This window comes from Rhizobium laguerreae (assembly GCF_019778565.1).
Taxonomy (GTDB): domain Bacteria; phylum Pseudomonadota; class Alphaproteobacteria; order Rhizobiales; family Rhizobiaceae; genus Rhizobium; species Rhizobium laguerreae.
Genome location: NZ_JAAXQT010000001.1, coordinates 699,951 through 719,541 on the forward strand (window position 1 = coordinate 699,951; position 19,591 = coordinate 719,541).

General features: G+C 62.9%; 20 protein-coding genes. 11 read left to right on the forward strand and 9 right to left on the reverse strand.

All coding sequences use genetic code 11. The annotated features are described in order from the left end of the window. Window positions 1-37: 37 nt before the first annotated feature. Window positions 38-937: a LysR family transcriptional regulator gene (locus tag HFO71_RS03420; protein WP_168259888.1), complete on the reverse strand. Its 900-nt coding sequence runs from the start codon at window positions 935-937 to the stop codon at window positions 38-40. A gap of 296 nt (window positions 938-1,233) precedes the next feature. Beyond that, window positions 1,234-2,157, reverse strand: coding sequence for a phytanoyl-CoA dioxygenase family protein (locus HFO71_RS03425; protein WP_168259887.1), 924 nt, complete (start codon window positions 2,155-2,157; stop codon window positions 1,234-1,236). A gap of 97 nt (window positions 2,158-2,254) precedes the next feature. Here HFO71_RS03425 and HFO71_RS03430 point away from each other — a divergent pair, with 97 nt between their 5' ends. The 3 genes from HFO71_RS03430 to HFO71_RS03440 all read left to right on the forward strand — a co-directional run bounded on the left by HFO71_RS03430 (window position 2,255) and on the right by HFO71_RS03440 (window position 4,830). Beyond that, the gene (locus HFO71_RS03430; protein WP_168259886.1) at window positions 2,255-3,079 is read left to right on the forward strand and encodes a helix-turn-helix transcriptional regulator; all 825 of its coding nucleotides are present in this window, start codon (window positions 2,255-2,257) and stop codon (window positions 3,077-3,079) included. A gap of 198 nt (window positions 3,080-3,277) precedes the next feature. Then, a complete protein-coding gene (locus HFO71_RS03435) occupies window positions 3,278-4,384 on the forward strand; it encodes an AI-2E family transporter (RefSeq protein ID WP_168259885.1) in 1,107 nt (368 codons plus the stop codon). Next, window positions 4,381-4,830, forward strand: coding sequence for a potassium channel family protein (locus HFO71_RS03440; protein ID WP_131663752.1), 450 nt, complete (start codon window positions 4,381-4,383; stop codon window positions 4,828-4,830). Before HFO71_RS03435 ends, HFO71_RS03440 begins: the two co-directional genes overlap by 4 nt. A 40-nt stretch (window positions 4,831-4,870) precedes the next feature. On the opposite strand, the gene HFO71_RS03445 is transcribed toward HFO71_RS03440, so the two are convergent. From HFO71_RS03445 to HFO71_RS03460, 4 genes are all read right to left on the reverse strand, one after another. Continuing rightward, the gene (locus tag HFO71_RS03445; protein ID WP_131663751.1) at window positions 4,871-5,893 is read right to left on the reverse strand and encodes an LLM class flavin-dependent oxidoreductase; all 1,023 of its coding nucleotides are present in this window, start codon (window positions 5,891-5,893) and stop codon (window positions 4,871-4,873) included. 97 nt (window positions 5,894-5,990) lie between these two features. Next, on the reverse strand, window positions 5,991-6,872 hold the full coding sequence (locus tag HFO71_RS03450; RefSeq protein ID WP_168259911.1) for a transglutaminase-like domain-containing protein: 882 nt from the start codon (window positions 6,870-6,872) through the stop codon (window positions 5,991-5,993). 83 nt (window positions 6,873-6,955) lie between these two features. Further along, on the reverse strand, window positions 6,956-7,669 hold the full coding sequence (locus HFO71_RS03455) for a DNA helicase (RefSeq protein ID WP_168259884.1): 714 nt from the start codon (window positions 7,667-7,669) through the stop codon (window positions 6,956-6,958). Window positions 7,670-7,945: 276 nt separating this feature from the next. Then, window positions 7,946-9,097, reverse strand: coding sequence for an ROK family transcriptional regulator (locus HFO71_RS03460; RefSeq protein WP_131663750.1), 1,152 nt, complete (start codon window positions 9,095-9,097; stop codon window positions 7,946-7,948). 207 nt (window positions 9,098-9,304) lie between these two features. Between HFO71_RS03460 and HFO71_RS03465 the strand changes: the two genes are divergently transcribed. The 6 genes from HFO71_RS03465 to HFO71_RS03490 all read left to right on the forward strand — a co-directional run bounded on the left by HFO71_RS03465 (window position 9,305) and on the right by HFO71_RS03490 (window position 15,303). Then, the gene (locus tag HFO71_RS03465; protein WP_168259883.1) at window positions 9,305-10,612 is read left to right on the forward strand and encodes an extracellular solute-binding protein; all 1,308 of its coding nucleotides are present in this window, start codon (window positions 9,305-9,307) and stop codon (window positions 10,610-10,612) included. Between the two features lie 101 nt (window positions 10,613-10,713). Then, entirely contained in the window at window positions 10,714-11,604 is an 891-nt protein-coding gene (locus tag HFO71_RS03470) for a carbohydrate ABC transporter permease (RefSeq protein WP_168259882.1), read from the forward strand. 4 nt (window positions 11,605-11,608) lie between these two features. Continuing rightward, window positions 11,609-12,526, forward strand: coding sequence for an ABC transporter permease subunit (locus tag HFO71_RS03475; protein ID WP_077978656.1), 918 nt, complete (start codon window positions 11,609-11,611; stop codon window positions 12,524-12,526). Window positions 12,527-12,528: 2 nt separating this feature from the next. Further along, complete coding sequence (locus HFO71_RS03480; RefSeq protein ID WP_131643034.1) at window positions 12,529-13,635, forward strand: ABC transporter ATP-binding protein; 1,107 nt, start codon at window positions 12,529-12,531, stop codon at window positions 13,633-13,635. 10 nt (window positions 13,636-13,645) lie between these two features. After that, entirely contained in the window at window positions 13,646-14,476 is an 831-nt protein-coding gene (locus HFO71_RS03485) for a glycerophosphodiester phosphodiesterase family protein (RefSeq protein ID WP_221987525.1), read from the forward strand. Continuing rightward, window positions 14,473-15,303, forward strand: a complete 831-nt coding sequence (locus HFO71_RS03490) for an inositol monophosphatase family protein (protein ID WP_077978653.1) — start codon at window positions 14,473-14,475, stop codon at window positions 15,301-15,303. The genes HFO71_RS03485 and HFO71_RS03490 overlap by 4 nt, the downstream gene beginning before the upstream one ends. Window positions 15,304-15,413: 110 nt before the next feature. On the opposite strand, the gene HFO71_RS03495 is transcribed toward HFO71_RS03490, so the two are convergent. Further along, complete coding sequence (locus tag HFO71_RS03495) at window positions 15,414-16,037, reverse strand: RNA ligase family protein (RefSeq protein ID WP_206118425.1); 624 nt, start codon at window positions 16,035-16,037, stop codon at window positions 15,414-15,416. A gap of 281 nt (window positions 16,038-16,318) precedes the next feature. On the opposite strand from HFO71_RS03495, the gene HFO71_RS03500 reads away from it, so the two are divergent. Then, window positions 16,319-16,960, forward strand: coding sequence for a metallophosphoesterase family protein (locus HFO71_RS03500; RefSeq protein WP_168259879.1), 642 nt, complete (start codon window positions 16,319-16,321; stop codon window positions 16,958-16,960). Between the two features lie 99 nt (window positions 16,961-17,059). Here HFO71_RS03500 and HFO71_RS03505 read toward each other — a convergent pair whose 3' ends face one another. Both HFO71_RS03505 and HFO71_RS03510 read right to left on the reverse strand, forming a co-directional pair. Beyond that, complete coding sequence (locus HFO71_RS03505) at window positions 17,060-17,410, reverse strand: hypothetical protein (RefSeq protein ID WP_168259878.1); 351 nt, start codon at window positions 17,408-17,410, stop codon at window positions 17,060-17,062. 5 nt (window positions 17,411-17,415) lie between these two features. Then, window positions 17,416-18,213: a DUF899 domain-containing protein gene (locus HFO71_RS03510; protein WP_168259877.1), complete on the reverse strand. Its 798-nt coding sequence runs from the start codon at window positions 18,211-18,213 to the stop codon at window positions 17,416-17,418. 119 nt (window positions 18,214-18,332) lie between these two features. Here HFO71_RS03510 and HFO71_RS03515 point away from each other — a divergent pair, with 119 nt between their 5' ends. Continuing rightward, on the forward strand, window positions 18,333-19,553 hold the full coding sequence (locus HFO71_RS03515; protein WP_168259876.1) for a helix-turn-helix domain-containing protein: 1,221 nt from the start codon (window positions 18,333-18,335) through the stop codon (window positions 19,551-19,553). The last annotated feature ends 38 nt before the right edge of the window (window positions 19,554-19,591 follow it).

The following is a 19,591-nucleotide window of genomic DNA, read 5'->3' on the forward strand; positions in this document are numbered from 1 at the left end:
GAGCCAACAGAATGCTTCAATCTAATCCGGAAAGGCTCTAGCCGCGCCCAAGCTCCTCGACGATCAGATCGATGAAGCGGCGGACACGCGGTTCCAGCAGGCGCTTGTCGGGATAGAGCGTCACGATCTTTGCGTCGTCGGTTTCGAAGTCGGCCAGGATCTGCCGGAGGCGGCCGGCGGCGAGATCGTCGGTGACGAGAAAATCGGGAAGCAGTGCGATGCCCAGCCCCGCCAAGGCGGCGTCGCGGATCGCCTCTCCGCTGTCGAGCCTCAGTCGGCTGCGGCCCCGCGCCTTGATCCAGGAGCCGCCTTCCCCGCGAAAGCGCCAGCCCTGCCTTTGATTGCGGCCGGCGGAGATCAGGCAGTCGTGGACCGCGAGATCGTCGACATCGCGCGGCTCGCCGCGCTCGGCAAGGTAGGACGGGGAGGCGCAGAGTCGCGCCTTATAGGTGGCGATCACCCGTGAGACCAGGCGGGTGTCCGTCGCCGTCGCGCCGATCCGGATCGCCAGATCGAAGCCTTCCTCGACAATGTCAGCCAGGCGATCGGTGAAGCTCACTTCGACCTGGATGTCGGGCCAGGCCCGAAGATATTTTTCAAGCAAAGGCAGTACGACGAGCCGCCCGAAAGCATCGTCAACGGTAAGCCGGAGAACGCCTCGCGGCGTGCTGTCCTGCCCCGCAACGCTTGCTTCCGCCTCGTCGACCGATACAAGGATCCGCAGCCCGCGCTCGTAAAACATCCGGCCTTCTTCGGTCAGGCTCAACGTCCTCGTCGTGCGGTTGAGCAGGCGCACGCCGAGCCGGTCTTCCAGACGGATGACAGCCTTGCCTGCCGCCGAACGCGACAGGCCCACGGCCTGGCCGCCGGCGATAAAGCTTCCGGCATCGACGACGGCCATGAAGATCAGAATATCGTTCAGGTTCGTACGCGGCATCAGGCAACTCGCGCGGTTCGGCTACAGCCATAAGTCGGTCAGTCATGGGATCGATTCAAGGTTCCGACCATCAACGTCCAACGCGGCAGTAAGGTCCGACCGCTTCGCTTCTGTGTCGACATCCCTTCGTCAAACAAGCTCCTATAGCAGCCATCGCACCGGATCGCCGGTCAACAAGGGTGGCCGGGGCACGACAAAACGGGCAGGAAAGGGACATGGCCGCCAGTGCCGGCTGACGCGGCCGGCATCGACGTCAGACGATCGGGGTTCTGCCGAATGGGCCCTGGAAAGCCGGACTACAGCATATCGCCGAGGCTCCAATGGTTGTTCCATCGGACGTCGATCTCGTCGTCGACATTCTGATATCTTATATCGGTGGAGAGGCGCAGCCGCCGGCTGCGGTCCTGGTTGGTGGTCGAGGCGTGGATCATGTGGGGCGAGTGGAGCACCACGTCGCCGGCCTCATAATCGGCGGCGAGCCAGCGGGTGTGGAAGCGCTCCGCCATATCGGGCAGATCCTTCGAGATCCAGCCGCCTTCCGCCATATGGCGGTTATAGGCACTGACCCGCTCTTCCGCAGAAATATCCCCGCTCGCGGCCTGGAACTCGGCCTCCATCCTGACGCCCAGCGCGTGCGAGCCTTCGAGATAGACCAGGCCGCCCATCTCGGTGGGGATGTCGCCGATCGGAATCCAGGCCGTCACCAGGCGGCTGGTGCCGCCGCGGAGATAGACGAGATCGTAGTGGGCGGGTGTGGCCGTCGGCGTTCCCGGCTGGACGAAACGCATGATCTTGCGCTTGTGGAGATAGGAGATACCCTGCAGGAAATCGTCCATGAAGCGGGCGAGTGGCGGTTGCGCGCAGAAGCCTTCATAGGCGGCGGAGCGGACGAGCGACATCAGGCGCCTGTCCGCCAGGCTCCTGTCGAAGCCACCGGCAGACGCCAGGCCCAGCGAAAAATCGCTTCCGGGCTCGACCAGCCCGGTTTCGGCGAGGCGTTCGAAAACCCAACGGCGAAAATCGATCACATCGGCCCGCGGCAGAAGGCCCTTCAGCCAGACATAACCATCGTCCTGATAGCGGCGGCGGATGGCGTCGATGCCGATACCAGGATCGGTCGGCGCGAGCCAACCGACCCGCTCCGCGGGCAAGGTTCTGCCATTTGCGGCAAGAGGCAAATCCATCCTGCGAGCTTGTATGACCTCTGCAGCAATTGACATTTCACTCCTCCGTCGCTTGAGTTGGCTTGTCATCAATTACCTGATCCGGCATACCAACCGACATAGAGGAAATTCATAGCTGGACTTTTCGCTCACCATGAGAGACGCCGAGGCCATCTATAGAACACCGCTCAGCGCGGCCGGCGGACTGGCAGTCACCGGCAGCGGCAGGCAGCATGCCCGCCGCGCGGTGACGGACCGGAAACTACCGAGTTTCGCCGTCGTGTTGGTGGAGCGGGGGCAGGGCTGGCTGGAGACCGCCGCCAGCGGCCGTTTGAGCCTGACCGGACCTGCACTGTTCTGGCTGTTTCCCAACCGCGTGCATTCCTATGCCCCCGACGAAGACGGCTGGGACGAGCGCTGGGCGCTTTTCGAAGGGTCGTTCACGCGCGACTTCGTGAGGCTGAGGATCATCGCGGAGCGACATCCCCTCGTGGCCCTGCATCATCTCGACGAGGTGGTGCGGCTCTTCGGCAAACTTCATGCCGATTTGCTTGACGACACCAACCTCGGGCAGGCATCGGCGGCATTGATGCTGCATCGCATCGTCATATCAGCCGCCAGACAGGCAAGCGGCGCGGCCGATCGACGCCAGGAAAGGCGAGATATGGTTGACATCGTGGAAACGCTACGGCGGCGGGCGACGCAACCGTTGGACCTCGCAGCCTTTGCCGCCGAGCACGGCATGTCTCCGGCCACGCTGCGCAGGCGGTTCACGCTCGAGACCGGACTGCCTCCCAAGGCATTTCAGCTTCGGGCGCGCATGGACCATGCCAAACAACTATTGGCAACCACCGACGAAAAGATCGAAACGGTAGCCGCCATGATCGGCCTCGATGACCCGTTTTATTTTTCGCGGGTTTTTCATGAACGCGAGGGCTGCAGCCCTCGCGAATTCCGTGCGAGATATCCGCGGGTTTGAGAGCCCGGCAGCGGCGGCCGTATCCCGTTTTCACGAAGTCATGTATGATGACGGGCGTTGGAGACGACCTTTCATGGCGTTGGCAAAATTTTCGCCGAACCACCAATTACGGCGTGTTACCGGCAGGAAGGTTTCGTTGTCCGATTGGGGAACGTCCGGCTTCGCTCATTCGCGAACGTTCCGGATCGGGAGGGGAAAATGACGTCCAGCGCATTGAACGCCGACCTTGCGTCGTCGAGACCATCCATCATCCATGCGGCGGTTCAATTGGGCCTCGTCGCGCTTCTGGTCTATGTCTGTGCCAGGATCATATTGCCGTTCATGGGCATTCTGCTTTGGTCGGTGATCCTGGCGGTCATGCTTTATCCCTTGCATCTGCGCCTGTCCGGTCGGATCGGCAATCGGTGGTCGGCATTTCTTATCGGGATGGTCGGTGTTGCCGTGGTGCTGGTGCCCATGCTCGTCGTGGTCACATCGCTTGGGTCTTCCATTTACTGGCTTGTTTCCGGCTTGCAGAACCACAGCCTGACGATCCCGCCGCCGCCAACGTGGCTTGCCGACCTGCCGGTGATCGGAGCGAAGCTCTCGGAGGGCTGGTCGCTCACTGTCGCTAATCTGCCGTTGGCGCTCAGTCAATACGGCCAGATGCTGAGCAAGCCCGCTGCGTGGCTCGCATCTTTCGCCGGCGGCCTGGCCACCGGTGGCTTGTCCTTCGTTCTTTCCATCGCGATCGCCGCCGTGCTTGTCGCTTATGCCAAGGGTGCTGCGGCATTTGCCCTCCGTCTGCTGGAGCTCATTACCAACAGCAAGGCGCGGGGTGCCCGGCTCGTCCATCTGACCGCCGCTACCATCCGGGGAGTGGCGGTCGGCGTGGTCGGCGTGGCGGTGATCCAGTCGATGCTCGTCGGCATTGGCTTCTTCGCTATCGGCCTTCCGGCTGCCGGCGCTCTGACGCTTGTCACGTTTCTCTTGGCAGTCGTGCAGATACCGCCGCTGCTGCTGACGCTGCCCGTCATGGCCTATGTCTTTGCCACGGAGGCGACAACACCGGCAATCATCTTCGCCATATGGTCCTTGATCGCCGGGCTGAGCGACAATTTGCTCAAACCATTGATGCTCGGCCGTGGATCGGACGTGCCGATGCCGGTCATCTTGGTGGGTGTCATCGGAGGGATGATAGCCGACGGCCTTCTCGGTATATTTGTCGGCCCCGTGCTGCTGGCTGTTGGCTTCGTGTTGCTGATGGAATGGCTGCATCAGCGGCCGGTTGAGGACGGACCCCAGATCGAAGGTCCGGCCCCATGATTACAGTCATTGGTCTCGGCCTGCTTGCGATGTCGATGTGCCTCGCGCTCCAGGCACTGGCTTCAGTGCTGGCCGCGCGTTATTTTGCTCACGCGCGCACGCAACCCGTGGGCCGAAAGCCTCGGCGGAGGATCTTCCTGCAATTCGCGGTCCTGATGATCGTCCTCATGCTGGGCAATATCTTGCAAGTCGCTTTCTGGGCGCTGTTATATCGTGCGCTCGGCGCCTTCGAGGATTTCGAAACGGCCATGTATTTTTCGGGCGTCACCTTCACGTCGCTTGGTTATGGCGACGTGGTGCTTGACGGCCGTATCCGGCTGCTTGCGCCGCTGCAGGCAGCCAACGGGCTGATGATGTTCGGGATCACGACGGCGCTCTTCTTCTCGGCCATCCAGCAGGCCATGGGGAAATTGGCTGCGGCAAATCAAACCGCGCATGAGCCGTAATGTGCTGGAGCCGGCGAAGACAGCTCGCCGGGAAAGAACATCAGCGCCAACCCATCGCAGGCGCGACATGGGTGAGGATCGCTTCAATGACATGGGCGTTGTAATCGACGCCAAGCTGGTTGGGGACGGTGAGCAGCAGCGTGTCGGCTTCGGCAATCGCCTCGTCGTCGGCGAGCTGCTTGATCAGGGCGTCGGGCTCGGCGGCATAGCTGCGACCGAAGATTGCGCGGGTCTTCTCGTCGATGAAACCGATCTTGTCCTCACCGTCGTTGCCGTAACCGAAATAGGCGCGGTCGCGATCATCGACTAGCGCGAAGATGCTGCGGCTGACCGAGATGCGCGGCTGGCGCGTGTGGCCGGCTGCTTTCCACGCCTCGCGGTACGCCCGGATCTGGTCGGCCTGCTGGACATGAAAGGGCTCGCCCGTCTCGTCGTCCTTCAGCGTGGAACTCTGCAGGTTCATGCCGAGCTTGGCCGCCCAGACGGCGGTGGCGTTGGAACTTGCGCCCCACCAGATCCGCTCGCGCAGGCCCTCGGAATGCGGCTCGAGGCGCAAGAGGCCGGGCGGATTGGGAAACATCGGCCGCGGGTTCGGCTTGGCAAACCCTTCGCCGCGCAGCACTTCGAGGAAGACTTCGGCATGGTGGCGAGCCATGTCGGCCTCGCTATGGCCTTCGGGCGGGGCATAGCCGAAATGGCGCCAGCCATCGATCACCTGTTCAGGCGAACCGCGGCTGATGCCGAGCTGCAGTCGGCCGCCGGCGATGAGGTCGGCCGCACCGGCATCCTCGGCCATATAAAGCGGGTTCTCGTAGCGCATGTCGATGACGGCGGTGCCGATCTCGATCCGGTTGGTTCTAGCACCGACCGCTGATAGCAGCGGGAAGGGAGCGGCCAGCTGTCGGGCGAAATGATGCACGCGGAAATACGCTCCGTCAGCCCCGAGTTCCTCGGCTGCCACCGCAAGCTCGATCGACTGCAGCAGCGCATCGCCGGCGGAGCGCGTCTGCGATTGGGGTGAGGGCGTCCAGTGCCCGAACGAGAGGAAACCGATCTTCTTCATGCCGATGCCGCACCTTGATCTGTTGTATCTGGGGTCGACCGGTCATCGCACAGTTTCGGCCCGGAAGACAATCGGGACCGGAAGTTCCATCTCAAGATCACGCGCCGCCAACATTCTCCATCTGCTGCCGCACGCCGTTGAAGACCTGCGCCGGCACGCGCAGCCCGGCATCGTCCTGGTAGAGGGCCTGCAGCTCGCCGAAGCGTTGGTCTACGTCGACCGTCAGCGCAGCGAGACGATCGAAGCGCGCCAAGCCATCCGGAGATATTTCCTCCTCGGGCTGCGGCATCGCTCCCCAATCGTCCCAGGGAAGCATCTCCATGTTGTTGAGGGCGGCGAAGTCGCGCACGAGGTTCATGGCGATGAACCAGAAACCGAACTCGTCGAAGATGCCGAATTTGCCGGGGTCGGCGGCGCCGGCGCGACAGCGCTGCCAGGTTTCGCCGGCGCTGAGGAATTTGCCCGGCGGCTGGTCGAGGGGATCGAAATCGAGATACAAGGCGGCGCGCTGGAGATTGTCGATCTGGAAATCCGCAGAGACCCAGCGCTCTCCGTCCCAATATTCGGCGATCCAGTGATCGATGCCCTTGCCGGCCTCGAAATACATGCCGAAGCCGCAGCGGGCGCGTGCCGGGACGCCCTGGGCCTTGAGTGCCGCGCAGGCGAGAACGGTGAAATGGCGGCACACGCCGATGCTGCGCCTCTCCGGTGGGCGCGGGATGTCGAGCGGGGCGGGATCGATCCCCATGATCGTATCGAGTATCTCTTGCGCCGGCCGCGTGTGTGACTGCGCCCTTCGCTCCGGGGTCAGCACCTGATCGTAGTGTTGCGCCCAGGCATCATGCAGCAGCGTGCCGTGCACGGCCGCTGCAACGGTTTCGACGCCCTTGAGCGCTGCAAGGGCAAGGGCATGCGGCCCGGCCGATGTCATCTGGCCGGGGCGCGTGTAGAAATCGACAGGGCTCTCATCTCCGCTCATGCCGGGCAGTATGATAAAACCGGCGTGGCAGGGCAAGGTCCCGCTGGCCATGCGTGAGGCCCGCGAGCGATCACGGCAGGTCCTTATCGCGCAGCCTGAAACGCTACCTGGCCGTTGTTCAGGAAGCACGTCTTGTCGAACAGTTTCAAGTCGAGCGGGTTCGGCAGCCTGATATCGGCGATATCAGGCAGGGGCTTTTGAGATCGCTCGTAGGATCGGTCGATCTGGGAGATGAAGACCACGATCAGACCGCGTTCGCGGGCGAAAGCCTTCAGAGTGCGGACCTGGACGGAGAGTTCGGGGTTCTCCCGCTTCTGGTCGAGCAGCTGGAGATAGTCGATGACGACGAGCGCGCCGGGCGGTGCGGACGCCAGTCTCTCGGCGATGTAGGCGGCGCTGATAGCGTCGGAGCCGTCGAATTCGAACAGGTGTTGGAATTGCGCCCGGTCGACGCCGATGGCGCGAAAGCGATCGGCAATATCCTCTTCCGTATATTCCAGCGAGAAGAATACACCGGGACGGCCTGATTTCATCGCCTCGACGGCGAGTTCGAGGCCCATCAGGGCCTTGCCGTGGCCGGGCCGGGCGCCGACGAGCAGGAGGTCGCCGGGCAGCAATTGCTGAAACAGCTTGCCGGCAGGTGCTTCCGCCGCTGCTTTTGCCGCAAGCAGGCTCCAGCCGCCGTAGCCTTCTTCCAGGGCTATGCGGTCGAGCGCCTGATGCAAGGGTATGTCCTCGGCTCGGGAGAGCTTTCTGGCTTTACGCTTCAGGTGATAGATAGGCGCAGACATCTTCATTCATAAACCTCCTATTGCGAGCGGTTTTCGCAATCCCTCCTTATGCAAGATGCTCGAACAGTCGGTTCGGTTCAGGTGGCCCCGCATGAAGTCTGCTTTCCCGATGGAGGGGGGAGGCGTGGGCTGCGCCAGAATCAGATCATAGCGCAGGAACGGCCGGCCGAAAATCGCCTGCGTTGCCTCCGGGCGAAAAATGCCAGATCTCCTCAAGCGGAAGTAGAGGGAATTGCCGTAAACGGCTGAGAGCGAGCCGATTTGGCCGCGAAGTCGCTCGGATCAATAATAGGCCGATTTGAACGGGGCGATGGCGGCTCCCATGGCCGATGCGTCGCTTGCTATCTCGGAGATGATCAGCTTCGGCCGGGGGCGTGGCACGCCGTAGCGGGGGCGGTCGAAGATCTCGGTGCGGTCGATCAAAAGCTGTGCCAGGGCGGAGGGAATTTGGCCGCCGAACACGATCCCCTGCGGATCGAAGATCGCCCAGATCGCGTTGATGAGGCGGCTATAGGCGGGTGTCACTTCGTCCACCCATTCCACGACGCCCGGCCATTTGGCATCGAAATGCTTGCGCATGTAACTGATCGAGGGAACGTCGACGCCATTGCGGTTGAGGTTTTCGATCAGATATTGCAAAGCCGGCCGGCGCTTATTCTCCTCGGCGTCATACATGCCCGAGAATTCGCCGGCATTGCCGATGCCGTTATGCAGCAGCTCGCCGTTGCTGACCAGGCCACCGCCGAAGCCGTAGTTGAAGCTCAGATAGGCGAAGTGCTTGATGTAGCGGCCGGCACCGAACATGGATTCGGCGACCGTTCCCGCCTTGCCGCCATTGTGCACCCAGACCGGCTTGCCGAAAAATTCCGTCAAGAGTGGCCCGAGTTCGATGAGCGACCACTCGTGCAGCGGCAGCGGGGCATTGTAGCGGGTGCCGCTGACGTGGAAGCCAGCGATGGCAAAGCCGATCCCGAAGAAGGTCTCCTCGGAGAGGTTGTTCATCCTTTGATGTTCGATGAGCTGCTCACGAACGAGATCGAGTGCCTGGGCCATCGAACGTTCGCGCAAGGTGACGCTGCTCTCGGCCAGCACGTTGCCGGCGAGATCCATCAGGCAGATGCCGATCACGTCGGTATTGACCGAGATGCCGCATGAATAGGCGTAGCGGCCGTCGAGCCGGAGTGTCGGGCTCGGCTGGCCGCGGCCGGCGCCGGGTTTCGGCGAGCCGAAGGAAATGATGCCGCGCTCCTCCAACTGGTCGATGATGCGATAGACGGATTGCTGGGTGAGGTCGGTATGGCTGGTGACTTCGGAGCGTGAGAGACCGGGATTGCGCCAGATCAGCCGCAGGAGATCGCGTTCGTTGGAGGAGACGACGCCGCCGCCTTCGCGCAGGAAACGTGGCGCAATCAGATGCTCCGGGAAATAGGCCATATCCAACACCTCTGCCGTCAATAATTACCATAGGTGTGTAGTAATTAGTGTCGCCACCGCCGCCGTATCCGATGTGCAGCCTATAGCAGCAGCTTCACCGCGCTACAAGCGTTTGCGACCGTCACCAAATTGTTACACACTGTGTGTAGTAATCCGCCGTCACCGTGCCGGGCTCGAAGCCGGCCGATCAAATCAGGCGAGGGCAAGATGAAGATTTCCATTCTGGCGGCTGCGGCCGCGCTGATGGCGGGCGCGTGTTCCGCGCAGGCCGCCAATATCGAATTCTGGTACGGCAATACCGGTGTCGTCGAAAAGGCGATCCAGGACCAGTGCAGCGCTTTCAATGCCGCGCAATCGGAGCATCACATCACCTGCGTCGGTCAAGGCAGCTACGAAGTGTCGATGCAGAAGGCGATCGCCGCCTTCCGCGCCAAAAAACATCCAGTTCTCATCCAGTTCTTCGACGCCGGCACGCTCGACCTGATGCTGTCTGATGCCGTCGTGCCGGTCCAGGAGGCGCTGCCCGAGGTTAAGTGGGACAATTATATCGCCGGCGCGCGGGCCTATTACGAAACTTCCGGCGGCGCGCTTTTCGCGCAACCCTACAATGCCTCGACGTTGCTGTTCTACACCAACAAGACCGAGCTCGAGAAAGCCGGCATCACCAAGACGCCGGCGACCTGGAAGGAGATCATCGAGGCCGCCCGCAAGCTGAAGGCTTCGGGTCATGCCTGCCCCTTCACCACCGATGGCGACACCTGGCGCGTGCTCGAACAGTTTTCCGCCCGCCATGGCCTGCCGATCGCCTCAAAGCATAACGGCTATGACGGTCTCGACGCCGAATATGTGTTCAACACCACCTTCGCCGCCAAGCATCTCCAGAACCTGATCGACTGGCGCAAGGAAGGCCTCGTCAAGCTCAATGCCGATACCAAGGCCGGCAACTTCACTGCCGCCTTCAACACCGGCGAATGCGCGATGATGGAGAATTCCTCGGGTTCCTATACCACTTCGGCCAAGGCGTTCGAAGGCAAATACGAACTGTCAGTCGGCATGGCGCCGATGTATGAGGGTTACGAGCGCCACAACACGCTCGTCGGCGGTGCCTCGATCTACATCATGAAGGGTCACGACAAGGCCGAGGTCGAAGGCGCCAAGGCCTTCCTCGACTTCCTGCGCCGTCCCGAACAGCAGATGTTCCTGACCGCCGCCACCGGCTACGTCCCCGTCACCAACGACGTGATGGATGCGATCGCCAAGAGCGGCGAGGCGAATTCGCCGAAATATGCGACGGCCGCCGTCGGCATCGAATCGATGAACCAGCCGCGCACCCCGGATACCCGCGGCATCCGTCTGGGCTTCTATGTGCAGTTCCGTCAAGTCTTCGTGGAAGAGACGCAGAAGGCCTTTGCAGGCCAGGAGACCATGCAGGTGGCGCTCGACAATGCCAAGAGGCGTGGCGACGAGCTGCTGCGCCGCTTCGAGCAGACCTACAAGGGCGTGAGGATGCAGTGATCCCGACATCCCACGCACGGGGGCGCGTCCCAAGCGCTCCCGTGCGTCAGGCATGGGACCCCATACGCCCGTGCCGGTCTTCCCCAATGCAGGGCTTCTCCATGACGTCGGAATCTTCTCTCTTCAGCCACCGCTGGCTGCCGCTTCTGCTGGTAGCGCCGCTTATGCTGCTGATCGCACTCTTCTTCTACGTGCCTGTTTTTCAGGCCTTCTACTGGTCATTCTTCCTCGAGCGCCCCTTCGGCGGTGGCTCGATGTTCGTCGGCTGGGATAATTTTGCCCGCGTGTTTTCCGATCCGGAGTTCTGGAAGAGCTGTTGGCGCACCATCGTCTTCATGGTCACTGCCTCAGCGCTTGCGGTCGCGGTCCCGCTGATCCTTGCGGTCGCGGCCGACCGGAAGATCCGCATGTCGCAGCCGGCGCGCAATGTGCTCGTGTGGCCGAAGGGGGTTGCCGGCGCCTCGATCGGCGTCGTCTTCGCCTTCATCTTCAATCCCTTCGTCGGCGTGCTCGCGCCACTCAACTCAGCCTTTCCTGGCATCTGGGCGCCCGGCATCGACGGTACAGACGCCTTCATCACGCTGATCGCCGCGCATGTCTGGGGCGGCATCCCGTTCAATTTCGTCATCCTGCTCGCCGGCCTGCAGTCGATCCCGAAGACCATGCACCAGGCAGCCGCAATGGATGGGGCAGGGCCGTGGCGGCGCATCTTCGACGTGCAACTGCCGCTCATCATGCCGCAGCTCTTCCTGACGCTGGTGCTCGAGTTCACCGAAAGCGTCACCTCGGCCTTCGCGCTGATCGATACGATCACCGATGGCGGTCCCGGCGGCGCCACGACGCTGCTGGTCTATAAGATCTATACCGACGGCTTCAGCGGCTACGACCTCTCCGGCGCCTCGACCCAGACGGCGATCCTGATGGTCTTCATCGTCCTCCTCACCGCCGCCCAGTTCCTCTTCCTCGGCCGGCGCATCAACTACGAGCGGTGACCCCATGATCGAAAACGCACGTTCCCTCAACATCGCAGCCGGCTTCGTGCTCATCGTCGGCATCGTCTATATCCTCGGGCCGCTCTATCTGACGCTGGCGACGGCCTCGCAATCCTATGAATTCATCCTGCGCAACGGGCTCGCCTGGTATCCCGGCGACCAGTTTTTCGCCAACGCGGCGCACATCTTCACCGAGACATCAATCCCAATCCAGATGTTCAACAGTCTTGTGGTCGCCTTTGGCGATGCACTGGCGACCTGCGTCCTGTCGCTTCTGTCGGCCTATGCCATCGTCTATTTCCGTGTTCGCTGGGCGGGCGTGGTCTTCGCGCTCATCCTTGCGACCATCATGCTGCCGATCGAGATCCGCGTCATCACCACCTATCAGGTGGCGTCGAACGTGTTTTCGCCGGTCAACGCGCTGCTCGATATCACCGGCCTGAACGATCTGATCGCCCAGTACTTCGGCGCGCCGGTCAAGCTCGAATGGAGCGTGCTGAACACGCATTTCGGCCTGATCGCGCCGCTTGTGGCGCATGGCACCGGTACCTTCCTGTTCCGCCAGTTCTTCCTCACCCTGCCCAAGGATCTGTTCAAGGCGGCGCGCATGGATGGGGCAGGGCCGATCCGCTTTCTCTTCGATATCCTGCTGCCCTTGTCGCGCACCAGCTTCGCCGCGCTCTTCGTGCTGACCTTCCTCAGCGGCTGGACGCAATATCTCTGGCCGCTGGTCGCCGCCTCGACGTCAGACATGCAGACCGCCGTCGTCGGGCTGGCGCGGCTCGTGCCGGATTCGGACGGAGAGATCCCCGACTTTCCGATGATCATGGCCGGCGCCGTCATAGTTTCCATCATTCCGCTCGCGATGATCGCGCTCCTGCAGCGCTATCTGGTCCAGGGCCTCGCTCTCACGGAGAAATAGGCATGAACGCCATCGACATGGCCATCCGCGCCGCTGCCGCCAACATCACGCTATCAGGCGTCACCAAGGCCTATGACGCCGAGACCGTCGTCATCCCGCCGATGGATGTCGAACTCCGAGCCGGCGAATTCACCGTCGTGCTCGGTCCCTCCGGCTGCGGCAAGTCCACGCTGTTGCAGATGATCGCCGGGCTGGAGCGGGTGAGCGGCGGCACGATCGTCATCGGCGGCCGGCAGGTGCAGGATCTGGAGCCGAAACATCGCGGCTGCGCCATGGTGTTCCAGAACTATGCGCTCTACCCGCATATGAGCGTCTTCGACAACATCGCCTACAGCCTCAAGGTATCAGGCATGGCGAAGGCCGAGCGCATCGAGCGGGTCGGCGCGGTGGCGAAGATGCTCGGGCTGTCGGACTTCCTCGGCCGCAAGCCCGGGCAGCTTTCCGGCGGCCAACGCCAGCGCGTCGCGATCGGCCGCGCCATCGTACGCGAGCCCGGCGTGCTTCTATTCGACGAGCCGCTCTCCAACCTCGACGCTCAGCTCAGGCACGACATGCGTGTCGAGCTTGCCGAACTGCACCGGCGCATCGGCGCCACCACCGTCTTCGTCACCCACGATCAGGTGGAGGCGATGACGCTGGCGGACCGCATCCTCATCCTCAACAAGGGGCGGATCGAACAGTTCGACACGCCGAAAGCGATCTATCACCAGCCGGCCTCGGTCTTCGTCGCCAAATTCATTGGCGCGCCGCCGATGAACATCCTGCCTGTCATCGGCGACGGCACGGTGCTCAGGCTCGCCGACGGGCAGGTGGTGGCGCAGGCCCGGCTTACCGGCGCCTATCAGCTCGGCATCCGGCCAGAGGATGTCCTGATTGACGGCGGGGCCGACGGACATGTGGTCACGTCAGCTCTGCGGTTTCGCGAGGATCTCGGCTCGCACGCGATCCTGGCAGCCGAGCTCGGCGGCTCGGTCGTCAGGATCGCGACGCCCTTCGGCGTCGAGATACCGGATCACAGCCAACTCCTTCTCAATCTCCCGGCTTCCCGCCTGCATCTCTTCGATGCAGCGAGCGGCAGGGCCATACCCGGCGCCCTCAGCGCAAACTAAAGGAAGTCCCATGAAATACATCGACCACATTGCCGATCCGTCGCGTTCCTGCGCTATCGTCGCCCATCGCGGCGCCTGGCATCAGGCTCCGGAGAACAGCCTTGCCGCAATCGAGAATGCGATTGCCGGCGGCTATGACATCGTCGAGGTGGATATCCGCCAGAGCGCCGATGGCGTGCTGTTCATCCTGCATGACGACACGCTCGAGCGCATGGCCGGCATCGATCGCATCCCCGAGGAGATGACGATCGCCGAGATCACCAGCCTGCGGCTGCGCATGGCCGATGGCGGGCCGGACCAGCCGTTCACGACGCAGACGGTTCCGACGCTGGAACAGGTGCTCGAAACCGTACGTGGCCGCATCTTCGTCGATCTCGACCTCAAGGACCTCGAGATGATTGATATCGTCGCGGCCAAGGTCAAAGAGATGGGCATGGCCGACCAGGTCGATCTCAAGGCTCGCGCCGATACGCCGGAGGCGCTGGCCTGGCTCGCCAGGCAGCCCGGGATCGACGGCATTCCGTTCATGGGCCAGGCGTTTTTCAGGGTCGGGAGCGCCGAAGAGACCGCCAAGGCAGTCATCGCGGCGCGCCCCTTCATGTGCGAAGCCAAGTTCGACGAGCTTGAGACGCTGGCCGGCCAGCACGAACGTCTGCGCAACGCCGGGATCTCCCTCTGGGTCAACACACTCGATCCGGTCTCCTCCTGCGGCCTGACCGATAGTGCGGCCCTTGAATATCCCGATGCGATCTGGGGTCGGATGATGGCGGCCGGCATCAGCGTCATCCAGACCGACCAGCCCGCCGCGCTTAAGGCCTATATCGAGGGGCGCCGCGCATGAGGGACGTGTTGGACGACATATTCTTCGCCGTGATGGAGGATATGCGCCGGGCGGCGGAGGCGGAAATCCTGCCCCGCTTCCTCGGCGTCACCGCCGAGGGCATTCGCACCAAGACCGCGCCTGACGATCTGGTGACCGATGCCGATATCGGTGCCGAGCGGCGGCTCACCGAAGCGCTGTCGGCGCACTTTCCCGAGGCGCTGCTGGTCGGCGAGGAAGCGGTCTCCGCCGATCCGTCGATTCTGACGCGGCTTGCCGACGCCGATCTCGCCGTTATCATCGATCCTGTCGACGGCACCTGGAATTTCGCCCATGGCCTGCCGCTGTTCGGCATGATCGTGGCGATCGTCTCTGCCGGCGAGACGGTGGCCGGGCTGATCCACTATCCCGTGACCGGCGATTTCCTCGCCGCCCGGCCGGGGCGAGGGGCGTGGCATATTGCCCGTGATGGCACGCAGACCCGGCTCAGCGTCGCGCCACCGGGGCCGATCGGGGAAATGCACGGCTTCGTGCCGCTGCATATGTTTCCCGCCGAGGAGCAACCGGTCTACGCTCAGGGCTTGCTGCATTTTGCCCGCACAACCACATGGCGCTGCTCGGCCTATGAATACCGGGCGGTGGCAACAGGCGCTATGAGCTTTTCGCTCAACGCCGAGCTCAAGCCCTGGGACCACGCCGCCGGCGTGCTGATCCACCACGAAGCCGGCGGCTACGGGGCATTGCTCAGCGGCGAAACCTATCGTCCTGCGATGACCAAGGGCCGGCTGCTACTGGCGCCGGATGCGGAAAGCTGGGAGGCGATCCGCCGGAGTTTTACGGAGGGGTGATAGCGGTTGTGGTTCGGTTCGGCATTGCGCCGGCGTGAAGTTTGGGCAGAAGCGCCACCCACCCTCCGTTATTCCTGTGACAGGAATGACGGAGGAGAGGCGAGCGGCCGTCAGGAATTTGCCAAGCGATTGGGGATGAGTTCCGACTGCATCCAATGCGTTTCACTCTGAATGTGGTTGTCCCGCACATACTTGCCCGTCCGAACTGGCATTTCGGCTTCCAGGAACGCATCAGCGATCCGAACGACAAAGCCCTCCTGCTTGGTCCTATCCAGCGAGGCCGCAGTATCCTCGAACAGGCCGGTTTTGTATGGCCCCCGATACAGAGTCGACACCGGAACGATGCTCAGTTCTTCGAATCGAGCGAGAGTCGGATCCCAGGATTGAACTTCGCCGTCGATAATCCAAGCAAAGCCGAGGAAGTATGACGGAAGATCATCATAGCCGATCGAGTGCGGGGCATAGAGGTTCTCACCCACGATGCGTTCGCCATCTGCCAGTTGCGGACTGATGCCGGCAGCAAAAGCCTTAAGCCAATCGCGCGATGAATGGTAACGGCTATCGGGACTACGGGCATGAGACCCGCCCAGATGAATGGTCGTGTTCTCACCATCCATTTTCTCTGTGATGACAAGATCGCCAATCATCAGCCCGTCAAGCTTCGCCATGACCTTATCGTCGCTTGTCGCTCCGGGCGAAATCGGTAGGTGATAGGTTCGTCCGTATTTCTTCATGGTGATGAAGGCATAGCCGTTGGCGACCGCACAATGCAAGGTCGCACCCGTCTGCGGATCGGCATCTTCGATGGTTGGTGCGATGATCATATCCGAATTCAAGCGGAAGGAGAGCCAATGGCCATAAATGCCGGAGAACGAGTCGGTTTTCGCGATGGCGGCCGGCTTTCCTTTGCTATGATGCGGTGGACGACGAGCGGCGTGAGCCTCCGCACAAAGTCCTGGCGTGTCTTCTCATCCTTGGCCGCGGGCCGTCGCATTGCAACCGAGAAGCTTGAAACATGCGCTACACGTTCGCCATAGGTGATATCCACGGCTGTATCGATCCGCTGAACAGGATGATCGATCGGATCGAGGCTTATGCGTCTGAAGGGACCGTCGTCTTCGTTGGCGACTATGTCGATCGCGGGCCTGACAGCAAAAGTGTCCTCGATCGGATCATTGCCGGTCCATCTGAGCCGTGGAGATGGATCTGCCTGAAAGGCAATCATGAGGATATGATGGTCGCTGCCTATGCCGACGGTCAGAGCCGAGCGGTGTGGCTCGGCAACGGCGGGCTGGAAACCGAAATATCCTATGGCGGCAGGGTTTTGCCGCAACATCTGCAATGGGCAACCGATCGTCCCCTCATGCATGTCGATCGGCATCGCATCTTTGTCCATGCTGGTGTCGATCCGCAAATTCCGCTGGACCGGCAGAGCCAGGACGATCTTCTATGGATGCGATTTCCGGTCGATCAGCCAGGCGAATATTGGGGCAAACATCTCGTCCACGGCCATACGCCGTCACGGTCCAATCCGGTGACGACAGGAAACCGCACCAACATCGACAGCGGCTGCGTCTTCGGTGGCAAGCTTTCCTGCGCGGTGTTCGATGACGAGATTGCCGGCGGACCGATCGATTTTATCGCGGTGAGGGCGTGAACTTGGGAGGGCCGGCAGGGAGATATTACGGGAGGAGGCAGTGCGGCTTGCTCCCTCTTCTCCCCGCTGGGGAGAAGATGGCGCGAGGTCGCCGCCCACTCAGACCCGCCAGCCGGCGGCCAGCCGCAGCCAGGGCGCCAGGTGGAAGCTGCTCATCAGCAGGTACATGGGTACCATTCCGCCGATCGGGAAGGCATCCGGCGTCGTCGTGCAGATCATGTCGGCGCTGCCGGTCGTGGCCGTCAGCAGCGCCATGATCGCGAATGTCGGGGCAGCGGCGAGCGACAGCCAATCAGCGACGCGGCCGGCGATCCGGCCGCCTGCGCTCGCCATGCCAGCGCTCGGCTTGGCAACTGATCCGTCTGCTGAGGCGGCCAGCGAGAGCCATTCGGCGGCGTTGAGAGCGGCGTTGCCGTCGCCTCGCTCGGGAGTGTGGGCTGAAAGCAGCATCGGCGTCACTCCTTGCCGTACCGGTCGTGGTGGCGCCACCAGATGCCGGTTTCGTTGCGGCCCTTGGGTGCGCGGTCGAGCCATTGATACATGCCCCAGAGCCCGTCCAGCCCGCGCGCATAGCTGGAATAGCTGTGGTAGACGGCGCCATCGATAAGTTCGAAGGCGCTGACGCCCGGCCGGTCGCGGGTATAGGTGGGGACATCGGTGCCGGTCATGGCAGCGATCTGGGTGATCGGGGCCTCGCTGTCGCGCGGCTGCCATTCCTGGACAGTCCTGCCTGGGAGCGGTTCGGGAGCGGGCGGTTCGCGGCGGTAATTATAGTCTACCTCGCCCTGGTGCTGCTGCTTGGCAGAGAACCAGACGCTGAAATCGCCGTTGAAGTCGCTGCCGAAGGAGGAGGCCCAGGGAAAGCTCCAGTCCATCCGCTGCTTGAACGCTTCGAGCTTTGCGAGCGGCGCCCGCGAGACCGCCCAAAAGGCGACGTCGTGGTTCTCCAGGTGAACGAAGAAGCCGTTGAAACCGTCAGCGATCGAGGAGCAGGAGGGGCATCCCGCGGTATAATCCGGCCCGAACATGAAGTGATATACGAGAAGCTGCGAGCGCCCGCCGAAGAGGTCTTTCAGCGAGATGCTGCCGGCGTCGGTGTCGAAGCGGTATTGCTTGTCGATCCTCACGCGCGGCAATTGCTGGCGCTTGATCGCCAGCGCGTCGCTCTGCCGGGTCAGCGCCTTCTCCTCTTCGAGCAAATCGAGGCGAGCCGCCAGCCATTGCTGCCGTGTTGCGTTCAGCTCTGTCGTCATGAGTCTTCTCCTTTGCCTGTCTCTCGTCGTAGCATCCGGCGCAGGCTTGCTTGCCGGTCGACGACAAATCTAAGGCCGGGTGGGGAAATGGTGGGAGTGACAAGTGTGACGGGATTTGAATGGACTCGCTGATCACGGCAGCGGCGCGGGCGCTGGCAGTGGGAGATGCGCTCGGCGCGCTGAAGCGTGTGGCGCTGCGCGATGATGCGCCGGCGCTGGCGCTGCGCGGCATTGCGATGGCGCAGCTCGGCGATCTCGTCCGTGCCAAGGCGCTGTTGAAGAGTGCGGCGCGTGCTTTCGGTCCGCGGGAGGCGGTGGCGCGCGCCCGCTGCGTGGTCGCCGAGGCCGAGATCGCGCTGGTCTCGCGCGATCTCACCTGGCCGCCCAAAGCGCTGGAGGGCGCGCGCAAGGTGCTCGAAGCGCACGGCGACAGGGTCAATGCCGCCCATGCCAGGAATGTCGAGCTTCGCCGGCTGGTGCTGATCGGCCGGCTCGACGAGGCCGAGCGGGCACTCGAAACACTCGACCCGACGCCGCTGCCGCCGGCGGCAAGGGCTGCCCACGAGCTGGTGGTGGCGGGTATCGCGATCCGGCGCCTGCAGACGAAAGCGGCGCGTGCGGCGCTTGATAGGGCGAGGCAGGCGGCGCGCGAGGCCGGTATGCCCGTATTGACGGCGGAAGTGGAAAATGCCGCCGCCGTACTCAACGCACCCGTGGCACGGCTGATCTCGCGCTGGCGGGAAAGCCCGCTACGGCTTGAGGAGGTGGAAGAATTGCTAGGCTCGGGTGCGCTCGTCGTCGATGCCTGCCGCCATGTCGTGCGAGACGATCAGCTTTCCGTGTCGCTGGCAACGCGGCCGGTGCTCTTTGCGCTCGCTCGAGCGCTCGCCGAAGCCTCGCCGGGGGACATGGCCAGGGGCACGCTCGTCGCGCGCGCCTTCCGCGGGAAACATGCCGATGAATCGCATCGTGCCCGGCTGCGCGTCGAGATCGGCCGGTTGCGCGCCGAGCTGCGGGCGCTCGCCGAGGTTTCGGCGACGAAACGCGGTTTTGCGCTTTCGCCGCGGCGAGCCGGCGAGACCGTCGTGCTGGCGCCGCTGGTCGAAGGCCAGCATGGGGCGGTGCTCGCCTTTCTCGCTGATGGCGAGGCGTGGTCGAGCTCGGCGCTGGCGATCGCGCTCGGCGCCAGCCCGCGCACCGTGCAGCGGGCGCTGGATTCGCTTGCCGGGGAGGCCAAAGTGCAATCCTTCGGGCGTGGACGGGCGCGGCGCTGGATGAGCCCGCCGCTGCCCGGTTTCCCGACGATCTTGTTACTCCCGGGACCTTTGCTAAGCGACTAGTATGGCCTGACCGATGAAGATGGCCCTACGGGCGAACA

Bases quoted from the DNA above. Each gene is read 5' to 3' on its own strand.
- HFO71_RS03420 (WP_168259888.1), bottom strand. From the start codon at position 937: ATGCCGCGTACGAACCTGAACGATATTCTGATCTTCATGGCCGTCGTC.
- HFO71_RS03425 (WP_168259887.1), bottom strand. From the start codon at position 2,157: ATGTCAATTGCTGCAGAGGTCATACAAGCTCGCAGGATGGATTTGCCT.
- HFO71_RS03430 (WP_168259886.1), top strand. From the start codon at position 2,255: ATGAGAGACGCCGAGGCCATCTATAGAACACCGCTCAGCGCGGCCGGC.
- HFO71_RS03435 (WP_168259885.1), top strand. From the start codon at position 3,278: ATGACGTCCAGCGCATTGAACGCCGACCTTGCGTCGTCGAGACCATCC.
- HFO71_RS03440 (WP_131663752.1), top strand. From the start codon at position 4,381: ATGATTACAGTCATTGGTCTCGGCCTGCTTGCGATGTCGATGTGCCTC.
- HFO71_RS03445 (WP_131663751.1), bottom strand. From the start codon at position 5,893: ATGAAGAAGATCGGTTTCCTCTCGTTCGGGCACTGGACGCCCTCACCC.
- HFO71_RS03450 (WP_168259911.1), bottom strand. From the start codon at position 6,872: ATGAGCGGAGATGAGAGCCCTGTCGATTTCTACACGCGCCCCGGCCAG.
- HFO71_RS03455 (WP_168259884.1), bottom strand. From the start codon at position 7,669: ATGAAGATGTCTGCGCCTATCTATCACCTGAAGCGTAAAGCCAGAAAG.
- HFO71_RS03460 (WP_131663750.1), bottom strand. From the start codon at position 9,097: ATGGCCTATTTCCCGGAGCATCTGATTGCGCCACGTTTCCTGCGCGAA.
- HFO71_RS03465 (WP_168259883.1), top strand. From the start codon at position 9,305: ATGAAGATTTCCATTCTGGCGGCTGCGGCCGCGCTGATGGCGGGCGCG.
- HFO71_RS03470 (WP_168259882.1), top strand. From the start codon at position 10,714: ATGACGTCGGAATCTTCTCTCTTCAGCCACCGCTGGCTGCCGCTTCTG.
- HFO71_RS03475 (WP_077978656.1), top strand. From the start codon at position 11,609: ATGATCGAAAACGCACGTTCCCTCAACATCGCAGCCGGCTTCGTGCTC.
- HFO71_RS03480 (WP_131643034.1), top strand. From the start codon at position 12,529: ATGAACGCCATCGACATGGCCATCCGCGCCGCTGCCGCCAACATCACG.
- HFO71_RS03485 (WP_221987525.1), top strand. From the start codon at position 13,646: ATGAAATACATCGACCACATTGCCGATCCGTCGCGTTCCTGCGCTATC.
- HFO71_RS03490 (WP_077978653.1), top strand. From the start codon at position 14,473: ATGAGGGACGTGTTGGACGACATATTCTTCGCCGTGATGGAGGATATG.
- HFO71_RS03495 (WP_206118425.1), bottom strand. From the start codon at position 16,037: ATGAAGAAATACGGACGAACCTATCACCTACCGATTTCGCCCGGAGCG.
- HFO71_RS03500 (WP_168259879.1), top strand. From the start codon at position 16,319: ATGCGCTACACGTTCGCCATAGGTGATATCCACGGCTGTATCGATCCG.
- HFO71_RS03505 (WP_168259878.1), bottom strand. From the start codon at position 17,410: ATGCTGCTTTCAGCCCACACTCCCGAGCGAGGCGACGGCAACGCCGCT.
- HFO71_RS03510 (WP_168259877.1), bottom strand. From the start codon at position 18,213: ATGACGACAGAGCTGAACGCAACACGGCAGCAATGGCTGGCGGCTCGC.
- HFO71_RS03515 (WP_168259876.1), top strand. From the start codon at position 18,333: ATGGACTCGCTGATCACGGCAGCGGCGCGGGCGCTGGCAGTGGGAGAT.